Below are 16,300 nucleotides of genomic sequence, written 5' to 3'. Positions count from 1 at the left end.
CAAACCGACTCTGAATGAAGTCTCAGAGTCGGTTTTATATTTGGTATTTAAGTACATTTTTCATAAAGGTATATGTTTTTAGAGGATCTGTATTCTGTTCGCTTTCAGGCATTGATCACCAACCTTCATGTTGAGATTTGATCACGTAACCTAACTTGCTGATGACTTAACAAAAAACGGATTCATCCTCCTTTTATAATAAAAGTGGGGTTGACTTCATCTGCCCTCCTTTTGTTGGGAGTAAGTTAATTATACAACGTTATTTGATATTTGTAAATATTCTGATTTTTACAAAATCATTACAAATGAAAATATGGCTGAAATAATAGCTCTTTTAGTCAGGCTTATTTTTCTTGGTACGGATAATATCCCAGTCCTCCGAAAAAACTATAATCAAACCTAAAAAGATTGTGAGTTGAAAGGAGTAAGACATCATGAAAAAATATGTTAGCATTCTTTTTTTAGGTCTTATATTAATGCTGTTATCCCATCCGGCCGCCGAGGCTCAGAAAGGGGCTGAGACCCCTGCGAAAAAGTCCCATAAATCCATCACTGTTCCAAATTCAGTGTTGAATGTGACAAAAGAAAATACCTATCCAAATCCGGCGCAGGATATGCCAACCCTACAGCCGAGCGAATTAGCCCAGCAGCTAATCGACTCCTCCAAGGTTAAAATTGAAAATCCGGATCTCATCCGTATGCTGAATGAAACATCGGTCAGCAGTACTCCGTTTGCAATCGGATACCGGGCAATCGTTTATCTCGGACAATGGCCGCTTAATTATGAGTCATCGGAGACCTCTCCGAACTGGGAGTACCAAAAGATTAACACGAACTACTTTGATAATCGCGGAGGAAAAGCCCCCTACCAAATCCATTACGTGCAGGAAGCTCAAAAGGTTGTCCGCGGGGGATTAACAGCAAAGGTTCCCAATGCTGAAGATGTGAAGAAGATGATGCTCCTGAAGGCGATGGAAAAGTCAGGGCTGCCACTTGCCTTTGAGACGATTGTCGGGGCCGGTACAAAAAAAGACCATATTTATAACATTCCTCCCAAACGCTTAGGCTATCTATACGGCTATGGGCCTGCGATTAATGAAAAAGGCAAAGTAACGTATGGAGAAGTTTACTTAATGTTAAAAGGGAACAAAAGAATGATTGTCATTAAAAATGTGACTTCTCAGGGAATAGGTGCTTGGATTCCGATTCAGGATCACGTCACATTTGGATTTGTTGTTTCAGAGCGTCCAAGATAAGAAAGGAGCCAGCCGTTTTAAGGCTGGCTTTTCTTATTAAATATTGGAACGGAGGTTCTTAAATTCGGTTTCATTATAATAGCTATTTTTCACAAGCACGTTAGGTCCAAGACATCTTACCTCAGGACAATGGCAGTTAAGAGAATCGGCAAGCTCCGTTTTGTCCCATTTTTGATAAACATCCTCTAGCCGGTCATACCTTACATTCCCTAGTGGAGGTGTGTCACCAAAGTCAGTGACGATAACATCACCTGTGAAAATATTTACATTTAAACGTGACCGGCCATCCGGGTCATTTCTAACTGTTACATTTTTAGATGAATGCAATCTTTTTAATAACTGTAAATCTTCTTCATTGCTGCTGCAAGCATAGAAGGGCAGGGTGCCAAAAAGCATCCACGTCTCCTCATTCCGCAAATCCAAAAGATGGTGGATAGCTAATCTTAAATCTTCGAGAGATAGTGTTTCCAATGAAGAAGCGAAATCCGAGGGATACATCGGATGAACTTCATGGCGCTGGCATTTCATTTCTTCGGTAATTTGTTTATGAATTGTTTCAAGGTGGGGCAGTGTCCGTTTGTTCAGCATTGTTTCAGCAGATACCATGACACCAGCTTTAACGAGTTCCCGGCTGTTTTTGATCATTCTGTTAAAAAGCTTTTGGCGCTGTTCGATTTTGGGCTTTCGCTTCATCATGGCAAATCCGCCTTCTATAAAGTCCTCTTCTGTTCCCCAGTTATGTGAAATATGCAGGACATCCAAATACGGGATGACCTCTTCGTAACGATTTAATTCCAATGTTAGATTAGAATTTATCTGGGTTCTGACACCCCGTTCACGTGCGTAGCGGAGCAAAGGCACTACATAGTTTTCCACTGATTTTTTTGAAAGCATTGGTTCGCCGCCTGTTATGCTCAATGATCTTAATCGTGGAATCTCTTCAAGCCTATGCAGCAATAGTTCAATTGGCAAAGCGTCAGGATCCTTAGGCTGCAGTGTATAGCCCACTGCACAATGCTCACAGCGCATGTTGCATAAAACTGTAGTCGTAAATTCAATATTTGATAATCGTAATCCCCCATGCTGGTCTATGTCCATATAAGCTTCCCACGGATCATGTTTAGTTGTTATGGGTAAAAGTTCAGTATTCATAAAAATCTCCTTTTAAACGAAGTACTTTGACATTATTGAAGCTTTATTAGCCCTTGTCAATCGATAGATGGAACTAAAAATACATTTAAAAAAGTTTATTTTTCTCTCGTGCGGGAATTAATCCAATAACAATCGATATTAAATTATTAAAATTAAGAGGAGGATTCAACATGGATCAGAAAAATACTTATAATACAACAAACACAACAACTACTATGGATTCAGTTTATGGACAAGACATGAATACAATGAGCTCGGCTTATGGACAAGATATGAATACAATGGGCTCAGCCAATGGACAGAACAGCAAGCTAATGAAAGGGATTGTTCTAGGCGGAATTATTGGCGGAGCGCTGGCAATGCTTGATACTCAAACAAGAACAAAAGTGAAGACGAAAGCTATGGATTTGAAAGATACTTCAGCAAACCTTATTTCTGAAGTGAAAGAAAATCCTGGCGATGTGAAGGAAAGCATGATGAACCAGTTTAAAAATGCGTCAAATACATTGAAAGATGCAATTAAAGACGCCCAGAACTTATATCAGCGTGTAAATGAAGATGTATTTGGCAATATGGATATGGTGAAAGAAGTTTCAAACGAAGCTATGTCAACAGCCAAGGAAGCAAAAAGTGAACTTGCAGATATCGGCTCAAAAGTAAAGGAAGCCGGCTCTGAGCTAATGGAAAATCCAGTTGAAAACAGCGGAAATTCAAATACAAGCTCTGGCTCAAATTCAGGCTCAACATCCGGCTTTCAAACAACAGGCTCATTGAACAGCACAGATTCAGCTTACCCTGTTGAGCGTGATGAAAGTGCTGTAAGCTATAGCCCGGATGTTCAAAAGAACAGCAATAACCTATAATTTAACTAAAAAGATCCTCTGCTATATATGGCAGAGGATTTTTTATGCTTAAGGGAAAGGATAATATTGTCTTGGTTCCTCTTCCTTATGATGGTTGTTTCATATTTTGAAGGAGGGGGTAACCCTTAACTATAGATAAAGGACAATCTTTGGAGGTTAAAGTATGGGTTATAGACGAGGGAAATCATTATCAAATGATATGGAAAAGCAGTCCCATGAAAGAGAAACAGCAGTTGGGACGGCTGGTATGGTCGTAAGTCCGCATTCAGTCGCAACCGATATTGGCGAAAAAATATTAAGAGAAGGCGGCAATGCAGTAGATGCAGCAGTTGCCATCCAATTCGCCTTGAATGTAGTTGAGCCTATGATGACAGGCATTGGCGGAAGCGGATTTCTAATGGTTTATGATAATAAAAAGAAAGATGTAAAAATATATGATGGGCACACCAGGGCACCAAAGGGTGTACACCCGGAAATGTTTTTGGATGATAACAGGGAAGTAATAGACTTCCGAAAGCGGTCTACCCATGGTACAGCTGTTGGCATCCCGGGAATTCTTAAAGCCATGGATACAGCCTTGGAGGAACATGGAACTAAATCGCTAGCAGACTTGATTCAGCCGGCGATAGACGCTGCTGAGAGCGGCGTTCAAGTAAATTGGGTACTCGAAGAAGCACTGCAGAATTTCCATTACAGACTGGGCAAAGAAGCGAAAGCTTTTTATTTTCCTGAGGGTAAACCGCTTAAAGAAGGAGATAGCCTTGTCAAAGAACACCTGGCTAAAACATTCCGGATTTTGCAAAATAAAGGGATCTCCGCTTTTTACGAAGGCGAGATTGCAAAGGCAATTGTTGCAAACCTGAAGGAAGAGGGAGGATTTATGACCCTTGAAGATCTTAAAAATTACCGTCTGACGGTTGACGAGCCAATTTGGGGAGAATACAAAGGCTACAAAATAGCTTCATCTGCTCCTCCGAGCGCGGGAGGCCTGACAGTAATCCAGATCTTAAAAATCCTTGAGAAGTTTGATTTAAGCCAGTATGATGCTAAGTCATGGGAAAAGTACTATCTGATAACGGAAGCTATGCGATTAGCATTTGCTGACAAAATTGCCTATTCAGGTGATCCGGAATTTTCGGATCTGCCGATTAAAGGGCTGCTTCATGATGATTATATTGGTGAGAGGGCAAAAGCTGTTAGCTTTGAACGGCGAAATGATGCTATTGATTATGGGAATCCGTGGAAATACCAAGAGGGGGAGCCTAAACAAGTCATCCGCCAGCCTGATGATATGGAAAAGAGTGAAACCACCCACTATACTGTTGTCGACCAATGGGGCAATATAGCCGCATGTACGTCTACGGTAGAGCATCCATTTGGCTCTGGCATTATGGTAAAAGGATACGGATTCTTGCTAAATAATGAGTTAACCGATTTTGATGCAAACCCAGGCGGAATTAATGAGGCGCAGCCTGATAAAAGGCCTGTCAGCTGCAAAAGCCCAACCATTTTGTTTAAGGATGATAAACCGGTCCTAACACTTGGTTCACCTGGAGGGCCGACTATTATCGGCTCGGTTTTTCAAACGATTGTTAATGTGATTGACCATAAGATGAATTTAAAAGAAGCGATAGAGGAGCCCCGGATATTTGCGAGCTCAGGTCCGCTAATTGAATGGGAGCCTGGCATTAGCATGGAGGCAAAAGGAGAAATGGAATCAAAAGGCTTCGAGTTCGGTGATGAACCAAGCCGAATTGGCAATGTACAGGCCATTCAGATAGATCATCGTGAAGGCCGGCTATATGGGGCAGCCGACTCCAGTCGTGAAGGAAAAGCAGCCGGAATAACAGAAGATCAAATAAAAAGCTGATGCCTTTTTGGCATCAGCTTTTCTCTTGGCTTACATTTGAAAGGGTGGAATGGCTGCTTGAGCTGCTCTTTTTAATGACGGATATATTCCCATCGGTTTCAAGCACTACTGCCTCCACATCATTTAAAGAAGAGATGCCTTGTGCACGTGCTGCCTGCAATATTTCGACTTCCAAAACACGGTTCTTTCTTAATGAAGAGCTTAAAAAACTTCCCTGATAATAAAGCAAGTCAGGGTTAGATTTTATTAACTCACTGAACTTGGATGACCGGACTGAAAGCCAAGCAACAATATATTGAAGGCCAATAAGAAGAGTGAATGCTGTCATCCCTTCAGCAAGGGATACTTTTTTGTTAAGAAGTATGGTCGCGAGGGTTGAACCCAGCGCAACGGTGACGACCAGATCGAAAGCGTTCATTTTTGATAAAGTCCGTTTACCTGAAATTCTGAGAAACAGGACTAATAATGCATAACTCAGCAAACCGATTAAAAGGACTCTCCAAATGTCCTGCCAGCTTGAAAAGAACATGTAAATTCCTCCTCTTCCTATCATACCTATTCCTTTAAAGGCTATCAGGTAAACAGCACAGTATTTTTTGAATTGAATATTGAGCGAGGGAAGGGTGGGTATATTAATTATAAACCCATTTGCCGAAAGTCTGAATTTCATGTAGGATGTAAACGAGACGAAAGGAGAGAACGTTTTGGGCAGTCCGATTCATGATAAAAATACACAAGTAACCTTTTTAAAACAGCGCTTAAATATGTTCCTGGATGTATTGGAAGCAATTGAGCCAGAAGACACGGAACTCGAAGATATCGATCGTTTAATCGAAATGATTGATGACCTCGAATCCAAATGCCGTGAATTCAATAACCGCGATATGTAAAAGAGCCAATAGGCTCTTTTTTAATTGGGTTACGGTCCTTCCGACTGTGGCAACGGAATACTTTTCTGGTTAAAACTGCGCAAAGAGCCTATTGATACTTTGTCTCAAATAAAGGACCATATTGGTACCCCATTTCCGGCTAGCGCAGAGAGAAGCTGCATCAAAGAGATGCAAAACTCTTACCTTTAAATATAGGCCATAATTTTACTGAGTAAACCGAAATTCCCTCTTTAATCCTGTAAACGATTGCAAGGTGGGTCTTTAAATACGTTTCTTTTAGGAGTATAATGGTAGACGATAAATAATTGTAATTTTCATAATAGATAAGAGGTATATAGAGAGCAAAGGGAAGGGGACTAGAGCAATGAATATCGACAAGTTTCAGGAAAGCATGTATCAGCTGATTGTAGAAACATCCACTAATCTTCCGCGCGATGTCCGCCGTGCAATCAAAGCGGCGAAGGAAAGAGAAAGCGCCGGCACAAGAGCTGCAATGAGCTTAGCAACGATTACAAATAATATTAAAATGGCTGATGATAATGTCTCACCAATCTGCCAGGATACAGGTTTGCCAACGTTCAAAATTAAAACGCCTGTTGGCGCCAACCAGCTAGTGATGAAGGAGGCAATTAAAAATGCGATTGCCCAGGCTACAAAGGACGGAAAGCTTCGCCCGAACTCTGTAGATTCCTTGACTGGCGCAAATAGCGGGGACAACCTTGGATTTGGAACACCTGTTATTAAATTTGAGCAATGGGAAAAAGACTACATCGATGCTCGCCTGATTTTAAAAGGCGGCGGGTGTGAAAATAAAAACATCCAATACAGCCTTCCATGCGAGCTTGAAGGGCTGGGCCGTGCCGGCCGCGACCTTGACGGCATTCGCAAATGCATCATGCACTCTGTTTACCAGGCACAAGGACAAGGCTGCAGTGCAGGCTTTATTGGCGTGGGCATCGGCGGAGACCGTTCTTCAGGCTATGACCTTGCGAAAGAACAGCTTTTCCGTTCTGTAGATGATGTAAATCCAAATGAAGATCTCGCAAGCTGGAAGACTACGTGATGGAAAATGCCAATGAACTAGGAATTGGGACCATGGGCTTCGGAGGGGAAACAACACTTCTAGGCTGTAAAGTAGGCGTAATGAACCGTATCCCTGCAAGTTTCTTCGTATCTGTGGCCTATAATTGCTGGGCATTCCGCCGCCTTGGCGTTGCCGTAAGCATGGAAACTGGAGAAATTAATGAGTGGATGTACCAGGAAGGCGAGAAAATCGACTTCGGTGCAACTGAAGCTGAGCTTGAAACAGCTGCTGCAGTGGAAACGGAAGAACGAACTAATATTGTTACACTGCAGGCTCCAATTACGGAAGAACAGATTCGCAGCTTAAAGGTTGGGGATGTGGTACAGATCAACGGCATGATGTATACGGGCCGTGACGCCATCCACCACCATTTAATGGACCATGATGCTCCAGTTGATCTTAACGGGCAGGTTATATACCACTGTGGCCCGGTTATGATGAATGACGAGGAAGGCAAGTGGCATGTAAAGGCGGCTGGCCCGACAACAAGTATTCGTGAGGAGCCTTACCAGGGTGATATCATGAAAAAATTTGGCATTCGCGCTGTAATCGGAAAAGGCGGAATGGGTCCGAAAACATTGTCAGCTCTTGAAGAGCATGGCGGTGTTTACTTAAATGCAATTGGCGGAGCCGCTCAATACTATGCCGACTGCATCAAGTCTGTTGAAGGTGTTGACCTAATGGAATTCGGAATACCTGAAGCCATGTGGCACCTAAAGGTTGAAGGCTTTACAGCCGTTGTTACCATGGACTCACACGGAAACAGCCTCCATGAGGATGTTGATAAATCTTCACTTGAAAAATTGGCTCAGTTTAAAGAGCGTGTATTCTAATAAAGTTAGCGAGAGAGACTGTAAGTGGTCTCTCTTTTTCGTGCATTTTATTGCCAACAGCGCCTGCGAATGTTTTTATCCCTTTCACAAACACTAAGAAAAAAATATTGGAGGAACTCAGATGAAAAAACTAAGCATTGTTCTGAGTGCTTTTTTCCTGTTTTTTTCTGGAACAGCATACGCGAACTATGGAAACTCCCCAATCCACTGGGGATTTAAAAAAGCAAAGGATGAGGTGCCTGCGGAAGCAGGGAAACCGCTGGATTCATTGCTTGAAAGGCATGGGTCATATTACAAAGGCGACACAAACAAAAAGGATATTTACTTAACTTTTGATAATGGGTATGAAAACGGATATACAGGCCAAATTCTTGATGTTTTGAAAAAGGAAAACGTTCCTGCAGCCTTTTTTGTTACAGGGCACTATTTAAAAAGTGCACCTGATCTTGTTAAAAGGATGGCAGCAGAAGGCCATATCATTGGCAACCATTCCTGGCACCATCCCGATATGACCAGAGTCAGCGATGAGAAATTTGTGAAAGAGCTTGAAATGGTCCGGGCTGAAACTGAAAATTTGACGGGAGTTAAGCAGATGGGGTATTTGCGCCCGCCCCGCGGGATATTTAGCGAACGGACTTTAGCTCTTGCAAAAAAAGAGGGCTATACCCACGTATTTTGGTCATTGGCCTTTGTTGATTGGAACACAGATCGGCAAAAAGGCTGGCAATACTCTTATGACAACATTATGCGGCAAATTCATCCCGGCTGTATCCTGCTTTTGCACACCGTATCAAAGGACAATGCCGATGCACTGGAAAAAGCCATTCAGGATTTGAAAAAGCGCGGCTATACGTTTAAGAGCCTAGATGACTTGACCTGGGAGCAGGCAATTGGAGAACGGATGCTTTACTGATTTGGTTTGGCCGATAAATCAATAGTTTCGGCTAATGAAATTGGCCGATAAAGACCTATTTTTGGCCGGTAAATTTTAGTTATTCTGTCCAACAATTAAGAATGGCCTGTAAATCAAATGAATTAGCCGGTAAAATAAGAGATTCGGCCGGTATTTTACCTGAATCAGCCGGTAAATCCATAATTTTGGCCGGTAAACGATTTGAACAGCACCTAAATTATATAAAGGCAAGAAATGGACCCAAATTTAGGGTCTATTTCTTTATTGGACGTACATTTTTAGTAAAATCCCAACAAAAAATGCTATAATCGGGGAAAATGATAAAGGACGGATTCTTCTTGGAAAAGATACAAGTAGAAGGACCTTATAATTTTGATCTCGTATTGGACAGGCTGTCCATTGACCCTCTAAATCAGGTTGATCTTGAGAACAGGTCAGTAAAGGTGCCGATGCTTCTGGAAAATACACCGGTTGTTGCACAAGTTAAAGCCAGCGGAACAACAGAAACACCGGAATTTATAATAGAAGGAACAGAGGGACCGCTAAAAGAAAAAGCGGCTGAACGCCTATCTGAAATCTTTCAATGGCATCTCCCGCTGGAGAGGATCCATGAGCATTTTCAAAATACCGAATTAAAGCCTATTTTCGATGAGCATTATGGGACACCAGTTGTGCTCGATTTTGATCCGTATGGATGCCTCTTGAAATGCATCATCCACCAGCAGCTTAATCTTTCATTTGCCCATACTTTAACAGAACGATTTGTTAAAACGTTTGGCTTTGAGAAAGATGGAGCTTGGTTTTATCCACTGCCTGAAAAAGTGGCGAAACTGACTGTGGAAAATCTTCGCGAACTGCAATTCAGCGGACGGAAAGCAGAGTATGTAATCGGAATTGCAAAGGAAACAGCCTCCGGAGACTTAAACTTCGAAGAGCTAAAAAACCTTTCAGATGAAGAAATTTATGATAAACTAATCAAATTGCGCGGTGTCGGCCCCTGGACAGTTCAAAATTTCCTGATGTTCGGGCTCGGCAGGCAAAACCTTTTTCCAGTCGCAGACATTGGCATTCAGAATGCATTAAAAAAACTGTATAAATTAGAAGAGAAACCAACTCGAGAGGAAATGGAGACTTTTTCAAAGAGCTGGGGTCCTTATTTAAGCTATGCCTCCCTCTATTTATGGAGGAGCATCGAGTAATTTGGAGTGATGAAGCACCATGAAACAAGAACAAACAGCTAAATTAAAATTAAATCAGACATTTCCGCTTACCATTAAAAGACTTGGCATAAACGGGGAGGGTGTTGGCTATTTTAAAAGGCAGGTCGTCTTTGTCCCGGGAGCGCTGCCTGGCGAGGAAATTGTGGCAGAGGCAACCAAAGTAAACCCGAAATTTTCTGAGGCAAAGATAAAAAAGATCCGCAAAAAGTCGGAGTACCGTGTCCAGCCGCCATGTCCGGTATATCACGAATGCGGCGGCTGCCAGCTTCAGCATCTTCGCTATGACCAGCAGCTTAAGGAGAAGCGGGATATCATTATACAAGCGCTGGAACGGCATACAAAATTGAATCCTGAAAAACTAAATATAAAAGAAACGATCGGAATGGAAGATCCTTGGAACTACCGCAATAAGAGCCAGTTCCAAGTTGGCCAAAAAGATGGGAAGGTGCTTGCAGGGTTATATGGCATGAATTCACATCGCCTTATTAATATCGAACATTGCAAGGTCCAGCACCCTCAAACAACAAAGGCAACTGAAACGGTCAAAAGAATTCTTCAGGACTTAAAAATTCCGATTTATAATGAAAGAACCCGAAAAGGGCTAGTTAGAACCATCGTTGCCAGAGTTGGGATCCAGACTGGCGAGCTTCAAATTGTTCTCATAACTACACAGAAAGATTTACCCAAGAGAGATATTATTATCGATAGAATTAAGAGTGAGCTGCCTGAAGTAAAATCAATCATCCAAAATGTGAATGGTGAAAAAACCTCTCTGATTTTTGGGCAAGAAACCATGAATCTTGAAGGAAGCGACTTTATTCAGGAAACACTTGGAGATCTGCAATTTGAACTATCTGCCCGCACATTCTTTCAGCTTAATCCGGAACAGACAGTTAAGCTATATAACGAAGTAAAAAGAGCTGCCGCCCTCACAGGGCAAGAAAAAGTGGCGGATGCCTACTGTGGAGTAGGAACAATTGGCTTATGGGTAGCAGACCAAGCCGCAGAAATCCGGGGTATGGACATCATCCGCGAGTCCATTGAAGACGCCAAGAAAAACGCAGCCCGCCACGGCATCAAGCATGCCAAATATGTGGTTGGCAAAGCAGAAGAGTGGCTTCCGAGATGGACCAAAGAAGGATGGAAACCAGACGTGATTATCGTCGACCCGCCAAGAACAGGGCTCGATCTGCAGCTGCTTAAGACAATAGTAAAAGTACAGCCAAAGAAAGTGGTCTATGTATCCTGTAACCCATCTACATTAGCCAAGGATATATCTATACTTGGCTCTAAGTATAAGGTGAACGGTATACAGCCTGTAGATATGTTCCCGCAGACAGCGCATGTAGAAAGCGTTACAGAATTAATTTTGAAGCAGGCATAAAAATCGCCTGGCTCTAGTACTAGCAAAAAACGTACTTGGGCCAGGCGTTTTTTTCAAAGGCTCTTTCCCTTAAAAATTGTTTTTTACAAATAAATACTGCCCGTTGATTTAGCTGCGCGCCGAGGATACTCGGTTCGCTGAGCATCCTGGAGCGGAAATCAACCTCTCCTCAATTGTTTAAAAAGCATCAAACTTTGCGAAAACAGCCTTTTCTAAAATGATTCTTCACCGTATATTTAATAATCCCTTATTAACGAAGTTATTAATAATTTCAGCCATCTCACTAGGGGATTTGTCCATCCCGTTTTCTAGCCAATGCTTAATGACATAAATACTGCCACTCACAACAAACATACTTATGTACTCTAACGTTTCTTGTTCAAGGTGTTTGTCAGTAATCCAATTTTTAAATATAAATTCCTTCGTGATCATCATGCCTTTTTTTTGAAAGTGAATATCGCTATTCTCGCTTAACAGTGTTCGGCAAATGTCATTGTTTTCCGCTATATATTCTAAAATCTTTTCTGTCATTTGCAAGGCTTCATCTTCTTTTGAAAAATTGTACAGGCTAAGTGTTGCTACCATATCCTCGATAAACTCTTCTTCTATAGAATTGAGCAGGTCGTATTGACTCGAAAAATGGGAGTAAAATGTTGAACGGTTAATGTCAGCCTGCTCACAGATCTCTTTTATTGTAATACTTGAAATTTGTTTTTCTTCCAATAATTTTATCAGAGCTTCTTTTAAAACCATTCTTGTATATTTTTTGCGTCTATCTAATTTGGAACCCAAATTCCTGACCCTTCCTTCCTAATTCTGTAATCCAATAGAAAAACAACAAATAATCATCATCTGTTGTGAACACAACGTAATCTAGTGAACTGTTTGTTGAATAGCCAACACTGTGTTTTATATAATGATAAAGTGAAATTGTGAAGGATACAAGAGAGGATGAAAAATGATAAATATTGCATCACGGATCGTAAAACATAAGAAAGCTGTTTTGATTGCGTTTGTTTTCTTTACGTTAATATCAACGGTGGCACAGTTCTTTGTATCGGTCAATTACAATATGGTTGATTATCTGCCAGATGATGCCCAGTCGACAAAGGCAATGGACATCATGGAAAAGGAATTTACAGGTTCTGTTCCGGATACTAGAGTCATGATAACCAATGTATCCTTACAGGAAGCACTCGAATATAAAGAAGATCTGTCAGCCATCGACGGAGTTTCAGATGTGATGTGGCTGGATGATGTAGTAGATTTGAAGACCCCTTTGGAAGTGGCAGACGAAGAGATGGTAGAGAATTACTACAAGGATGGAAATGCGCTGTTTTCGATCAGTGTCCGTTCAGGGGATGAGGTTAAAATAACCGATGCCATTTATGAACTGATTGGGGAAAATGGTGCGATTGCAGGAGAAGCCATCAATACAGCAAGCTCACAAAAAATGGCCGGGAAGGAATCGTTAAATGCCGGTCTATTATTAGTGCCGATCATTATTTTTATTCTGGTCATTTCTACTACTTCGTGGATAGAACCGCTGTTTTTCCTCACAGCCATCGGTGTATCGGTACTGATTAACTTAGGAACAAACATCTTTATAGGTGAGGTTTCCTTCGTCACCCAGTCCGTTGCTCCGATCTTGCAGCTGGCGGTTTCTCTTGATTATGCAGTGTTCCTGCTTCATAGTTTCTCTGATTATCGGAAAACGGCCAATAATCCGGAAGAAGCTATGCAGCTTGCAATGAAAAAGTCATTCCCGGCAATCACGGCAAGTGCAGCAACAACGTTTTTCGGATTTATCGCCCTTACATTCATGAATTTTGAAATTGGCTCTGATCTTGGAATGAACCTGGTAAAGGGAATTATCCTGAGTTTTATCAGTGTTATGGTATTTTTGCCTGCTCTAACTCTTTATTTTTATAAGTGGATGGATAAAACAAAGCATAGAAGCTTTGTTCCGAGCTTCACTGGCATTGGCAAGAGGCTTGTAAAACTAAAAGTTCCAAGCTTGCTTCTAGTGTTTGCCATTCTTATTCCTGCCTATTTGGCACAGAGCAATACCTCATTTGTGTATGGTATTGGTGAACAGCCGGAAGAGACGCGTGCCGGCAGTGATTTGAAAATGATCGAAGAGGCATTTGGTGAAACCACGCCAATTGTTCTTTTAGTACCTAAAGGAGATGTGGCAAAAGAGTCGGAACTCGTTCAGGATTTAGAAGAGGCCGATTATGTAACAAGTGTCATTTCTTATGTAAATAGGGTTGGTTCTGAAATCCCGCCAGAGTATTTAGATGAATCGATTACGAATGAATTTTACTCTGAAAACTACAGCCGTATTATAATCAATACGAATCAGGGAACGGAAGGGGATATTCCTTTTTCGATTGTAGAAAACATAGAAAAAACCGCTTCGAAATATTATGGAGATCAGGCACTCAGCCTAGGGGAAAGCGTTACTTTGTATGATATTAAAAATACCGTAACAAAGGACAATATCGTTGTGAATGTTTTGACGGTCGTTACGATTGCGATTGTACTGCTGGTCAGCTTTAAATCGCTTTCCATTCCGCTAGTCCTGCTCATTACCATTCAATCAGCTGTCTGGATAAATTTATCGATACCATATTTTACGAATACCTCGCTGGTGTTTGTAGGATATTTAATCATCAGTACTGTACAGCTTGCGGCAACGGTCGACTATGCCATCTTACTGACAGAGGCTTATAATCATCATCGTATGGAAATGCCAGCTGTAAAAGCTATAAAGAAAACATTGGATGAAAAAACATTTTCTATTTCAATATCTGCAGCGATTTTATCCAGTGTTGGTTTTATTTTATGGCTCACATCTTCAAATCCGGTTGTTTCATCCATCGGTCTATTGCTGGGCAGAGGAGCTATGCTTGCGTTTGTAATGGTCGTACTGGTCTTGCCGGCGATGCTTTTGGTATTCGATAAACTGATTAAAAAAACGACCTATAAAGCAAATTTTTATGAGGAGAAATGATGATGAGAAAAAAACAAATACTGTATGCTGCACTCGCTTTTATGATCTTCTTGCCTTCATTTCTTAGTTTTCCTGCTGAGGCAGAAGCTGAAACAGCAGCAGGTAAAGTCACATCAAAGGACGAAGTGGTGTATGCGACATTGAAATCCAATGGTGACCCAGGTGACATCTATGTCGTGAATACGCTTGAGGTGGCAAGGGCTGGAGAGATCCTTGATTATGGCGAATATAGCAGTATCAAGAATTTAACTGATTTAACGGAATTGGATCAAGAGGGGCAAACCGTTCGTGTCAATGCTCCAGAAGGCAAATTTTATTATCAGGGAAACATGAAGGACGACTCTGAATTACCATGGGATATAAAGATTTCTTATTTGTTGGATGGACAGAAAGTTAAACCATCCGATCTTGCAGGAAAAAGAGGGCATGTTGAAATCAATATTGATACGGCTGCTAATGAGAACGTTGATACAGTATTTTATGAAAACTATTTATTGCAAGTTTCTTTCATGCTGTCCAATAAGTATGAAAACATTGAAGCTCCGGGCGGAATGATTGCAAACGCCGGAAAAAATAAGCAGATTACTTTTACCGTTATGCCTGGCCAAGAGGAAAAGCTAAGCGTAGAGGCAGATGTTGAGGATTTTGAATTTCAAGGAATTGAGATCGCTGCTGTCCCATCAACTCTGCCAATTGATACCTCGGAAATGGGAAATATGACAGATGACATGTCGGTATTGTCAACAGCTATTGGAGAGTTAAATAACGGTGTTGCTGACTTGAAGAAGGGTGTTTCTCAATTAAATAACGGTGCAGCAGCACTGCGTGATGGTTCGCAGAAATATAAAAATGGAATGAGTCAGATGGATGGCTCGTCCTCTGAAATCGTGAATGCATCCCGTTCTATTGGAAATGCACTTGGGACAATCAGCGGCTCCCTTTCCGGAGATTCAGCAAAAATGGATCTATCGAGCTTGAGCGAACTGCCAAATGGCCTCACACAATTAGCGAATGGCCTTTCGGAAACAGCAAATGGCCTATCAGCCTTGCAAGAGAATTACTCGCTTGCTTATAATGCCTTAGATGGTGCTATTAAGGAAATTCCCGCTCATCAGCTTACAGAGGAAGAGATTGCTGGATTGTATAAGAGCGGTGCGGATGCCAATGTACTTGATCAATTGGTTGAGTCATATTCAGCTTCACAAAAAGTGAAAGGGACATATTCATCTGTAAAAGAAGCCTTTGAAGCTGTCAAACCATCATTAAACCAAGTTAGCGGGTCTGTGGGAGAAATGAGTGGAACAATGACGTCGATGGCAAATGAACTTTCTGGTTCTATGAAGGAGATGGATGTTAGTGCCCTGGGAGAGCTGCAGAAAGGCCTTGCAGCTTTGGCCTCCAATTACGGTAAGTTCCAATCCGGATTAGTAAGCTATACAGAAGGGGTAAGCCAATTATCTGCTTCCTATAATAAGCTGCACTCGGGTATAGCAGAAATATCAGGTGGAACAAGTCAATTAGAAAAAGGAGTGGGTCAGCTCCACAATGGTACTGATGAATTATATCAGGAAACCAAAGACTTGCCAGCTCAAATGCAAGAGGAAATTAATGAGATGATTCAGGAGTATGATAAATCTGACTTTAAGCCAGTATCCTTTGTTTCCTCTAAAAATGAAAAAGTATCTTCCGTGCAATTTGTAATAAAAACAGAAAGCATTAATAAAGAAGAACAAGAAGGAAAGAAAGAAAAGCCTGAAAAAGAAAAAGGGTTTTGGGAACTATTCTTAGACTTGTTTAAGTAACTTATTATATTCTTTTT

Annotated in this window: 12 protein-coding genes and 1 pseudogene; 10 read left to right on the top strand and 3 right to left on the bottom strand. The window is 41.4% G+C overall.

Annotated features, from left to right (window positions below; genetic code table 11):
• The first annotated feature begins 434 nt into the window (after nucleotides 1–434).
• Nucleotides 435–1,256: a YfkD family protein gene (locus AC3ZVC_RS00510; RefSeq protein ID WP_490065788.1), complete on the top strand. Its 822-nt coding sequence runs from the start codon at nucleotides 435–437 to the stop codon at nucleotides 1,254–1,256.
• Nucleotides 1,257–1,292: 36 nt separating this feature from the next.
• Here AC3ZVC_RS00510 and yfkAB read toward each other — a convergent pair whose 3' ends face one another.
• On the bottom strand, nucleotides 1,293–2,408 hold the full coding sequence (gene yfkAB, locus AC3ZVC_RS00505; protein WP_490065787.1) for a radical SAM/CxCxxxxC motif protein YfkAB: 1,116 nt from the start codon (nucleotides 2,406–2,408) through the stop codon (nucleotides 1,293–1,295).
• Nucleotides 2,409–2,578: 170 nt separating this feature from the next.
• Between yfkAB and AC3ZVC_RS00500 the strand changes: the two genes are divergently transcribed.
• Complete coding sequence (locus AC3ZVC_RS00500; protein WP_490065786.1) at nucleotides 2,579–3,271, top strand: hypothetical protein; 693 nt, start codon at nucleotides 2,579–2,581, stop codon at nucleotides 3,269–3,271.
• A 163-nt stretch (nucleotides 3,272–3,434) separates the two neighbouring features.
• Nucleotides 3,435–5,141 carry a gamma-glutamyltransferase gene (gene ggt, locus AC3ZVC_RS00495; protein ID WP_490065785.1) on the top strand — a complete coding sequence of 569 codons (1,707 nt, stop codon included), beginning with the start codon at nucleotides 3,435–3,437 and terminating at the stop codon, nucleotides 5,139–5,141.
• A 13-nt stretch (nucleotides 5,142–5,154) separates the two neighbouring features.
• Here the strand turns inward: ggt and AC3ZVC_RS00490 are convergent, their stop codons facing one another.
• Complete coding sequence (locus tag AC3ZVC_RS00490) at nucleotides 5,155–5,670, bottom strand: DUF421 domain-containing protein (protein ID WP_490065784.1); 516 nt, start codon at nucleotides 5,668–5,670, stop codon at nucleotides 5,155–5,157.
• Nucleotides 5,671–5,845: 175 nt separating this feature from the next.
• Here AC3ZVC_RS00490 and AC3ZVC_RS00485 point away from each other — a divergent pair, with 175 nt between their 5' ends.
• The 5 genes and pseudogenes from AC3ZVC_RS00485 (at nucleotide 5,846) to rlmD (ending at nucleotide 11,465) form a co-directional block, all read left to right on the top strand.
• Nucleotides 5,846–6,031 (top strand): SE1561 family protein, encoded by a 186-nt coding sequence (locus AC3ZVC_RS00485; RefSeq protein WP_214725700.1) that lies wholly within the window; start codon nucleotides 5,846–5,848, stop codon nucleotides 6,029–6,031.
• A gap of 364 nt (nucleotides 6,032–6,395) precedes the next feature.
• Nucleotides 6,396–7,948: pseudogene (locus AC3ZVC_RS00480) on the top strand (fumarate hydratase).
• Between the two features lie 121 nt (nucleotides 7,949–8,069).
• The gene (pdaA, locus tag AC3ZVC_RS00475) at nucleotides 8,070–8,861 is read left to right on the top strand and encodes a delta-lactam-biosynthetic de-N-acetylase (RefSeq protein ID WP_490065783.1); all 792 of its coding nucleotides are present in this window, start codon (nucleotides 8,070–8,072) and stop codon (nucleotides 8,859–8,861) included.
• 317 nt (nucleotides 8,862–9,178) lie between these two features.
• Nucleotides 9,179–10,060, top strand: coding sequence for a DNA-3-methyladenine glycosylase family protein (locus tag AC3ZVC_RS00470; protein ID WP_490065782.1), 882 nt, complete (start codon nucleotides 9,179–9,181; stop codon nucleotides 10,058–10,060).
• A gap of 19 nt (nucleotides 10,061–10,079) precedes the next feature.
• The gene (gene rlmD / locus AC3ZVC_RS00465; protein WP_490065781.1) at nucleotides 10,080–11,465 is read left to right on the top strand and encodes a 23S rRNA (uracil(1939)-C(5))-methyltransferase RlmD; all 1,386 of its coding nucleotides are present in this window, start codon (nucleotides 10,080–10,082) and stop codon (nucleotides 11,463–11,465) included.
• A 225-nt stretch (nucleotides 11,466–11,690) separates the two neighbouring features.
• Here rlmD and AC3ZVC_RS00460 read toward each other — a convergent pair whose 3' ends face one another.
• Nucleotides 11,691–12,257: a TetR/AcrR family transcriptional regulator gene (locus AC3ZVC_RS00460; protein WP_490065780.1), complete on the bottom strand. Its 567-nt coding sequence runs from the start codon at nucleotides 12,255–12,257 to the stop codon at nucleotides 11,691–11,693.
• 166 nt (nucleotides 12,258–12,423) lie between these two features.
• Here AC3ZVC_RS00460 and AC3ZVC_RS00455 point away from each other — a divergent pair, with 166 nt between their 5' ends.
• Together AC3ZVC_RS00455 and AC3ZVC_RS00450 are read left to right on the top strand one after the other, a co-directional pair.
• Nucleotides 12,424–14,481, top strand: a complete 2,058-nt coding sequence (locus AC3ZVC_RS00455; RefSeq protein ID WP_490065779.1) for an efflux RND transporter permease subunit — start codon at nucleotides 12,424–12,426, stop codon at nucleotides 14,479–14,481.
• Nucleotides 14,482–14,483: 2 nt separating this feature from the next.
• Nucleotides 14,484–16,283: a YhgE/Pip domain-containing protein gene (locus tag AC3ZVC_RS00450; RefSeq protein WP_490065778.1), complete on the top strand. Its 1,800-nt coding sequence runs from the start codon at nucleotides 14,484–14,486 to the stop codon at nucleotides 16,281–16,283.
• The last annotated feature ends 17 nt before the right edge of the window (nucleotides 16,284–16,300 follow it).

The sequence above is a fragment of the Cytobacillus sp. C11.1 genome (assembly GCF_058145115.1).
Note: the sequence above shows the minus strand (reverse complement) of the source record. Positions and strands in the feature narration are given on the sequence as shown.

Excerpts from the sequence above, each read along its gene's own strand:
- yfkAB (WP_490065787.1), bottom strand. The coding sequence starts at position 2,408 with ATGAATACTGAACTTTTACCCATAACAACTAAACATGATCCGTGGGAA.
- rlmD (WP_490065781.1), top strand. The coding sequence starts at position 10,080 with ATGAAACAAGAACAAACAGCTAAATTAAAATTAAATCAGACATTTCCG.
- AC3ZVC_RS00510 (WP_490065788.1), top strand. The coding sequence starts at position 435 with ATGAAAAAATATGTTAGCATTCTTTTTTTAGGTCTTATATTAATGCTG.
- AC3ZVC_RS00455 (WP_490065779.1), top strand. The coding sequence starts at position 12,424 with ATGATAAATATTGCATCACGGATCGTAAAACATAAGAAAGCTGTTTTG.
- pdaA (WP_490065783.1), top strand. The coding sequence starts at position 8,070 with ATGAAAAAACTAAGCATTGTTCTGAGTGCTTTTTTCCTGTTTTTTTCT.
- ggt (WP_490065785.1), top strand. The coding sequence starts at position 3,435 with ATGGGTTATAGACGAGGGAAATCATTATCAAATGATATGGAAAAGCAG.
- AC3ZVC_RS00490 (WP_490065784.1), bottom strand. The coding sequence starts at position 5,670 with ATGTTCTTTTCAAGCTGGCAGGACATTTGGAGAGTCCTTTTAATCGGT.
- AC3ZVC_RS00500 (WP_490065786.1), top strand. The coding sequence starts at position 2,579 with ATGGATCAGAAAAATACTTATAATACAACAAACACAACAACTACTATG.
- AC3ZVC_RS00450 (WP_490065778.1), top strand. The coding sequence starts at position 14,484 with ATGAGAAAAAAACAAATACTGTATGCTGCACTCGCTTTTATGATCTTC.
- AC3ZVC_RS00470 (WP_490065782.1), top strand. The coding sequence starts at position 9,179 with ATGATAAAGGACGGATTCTTCTTGGAAAAGATACAAGTAGAAGGACCT.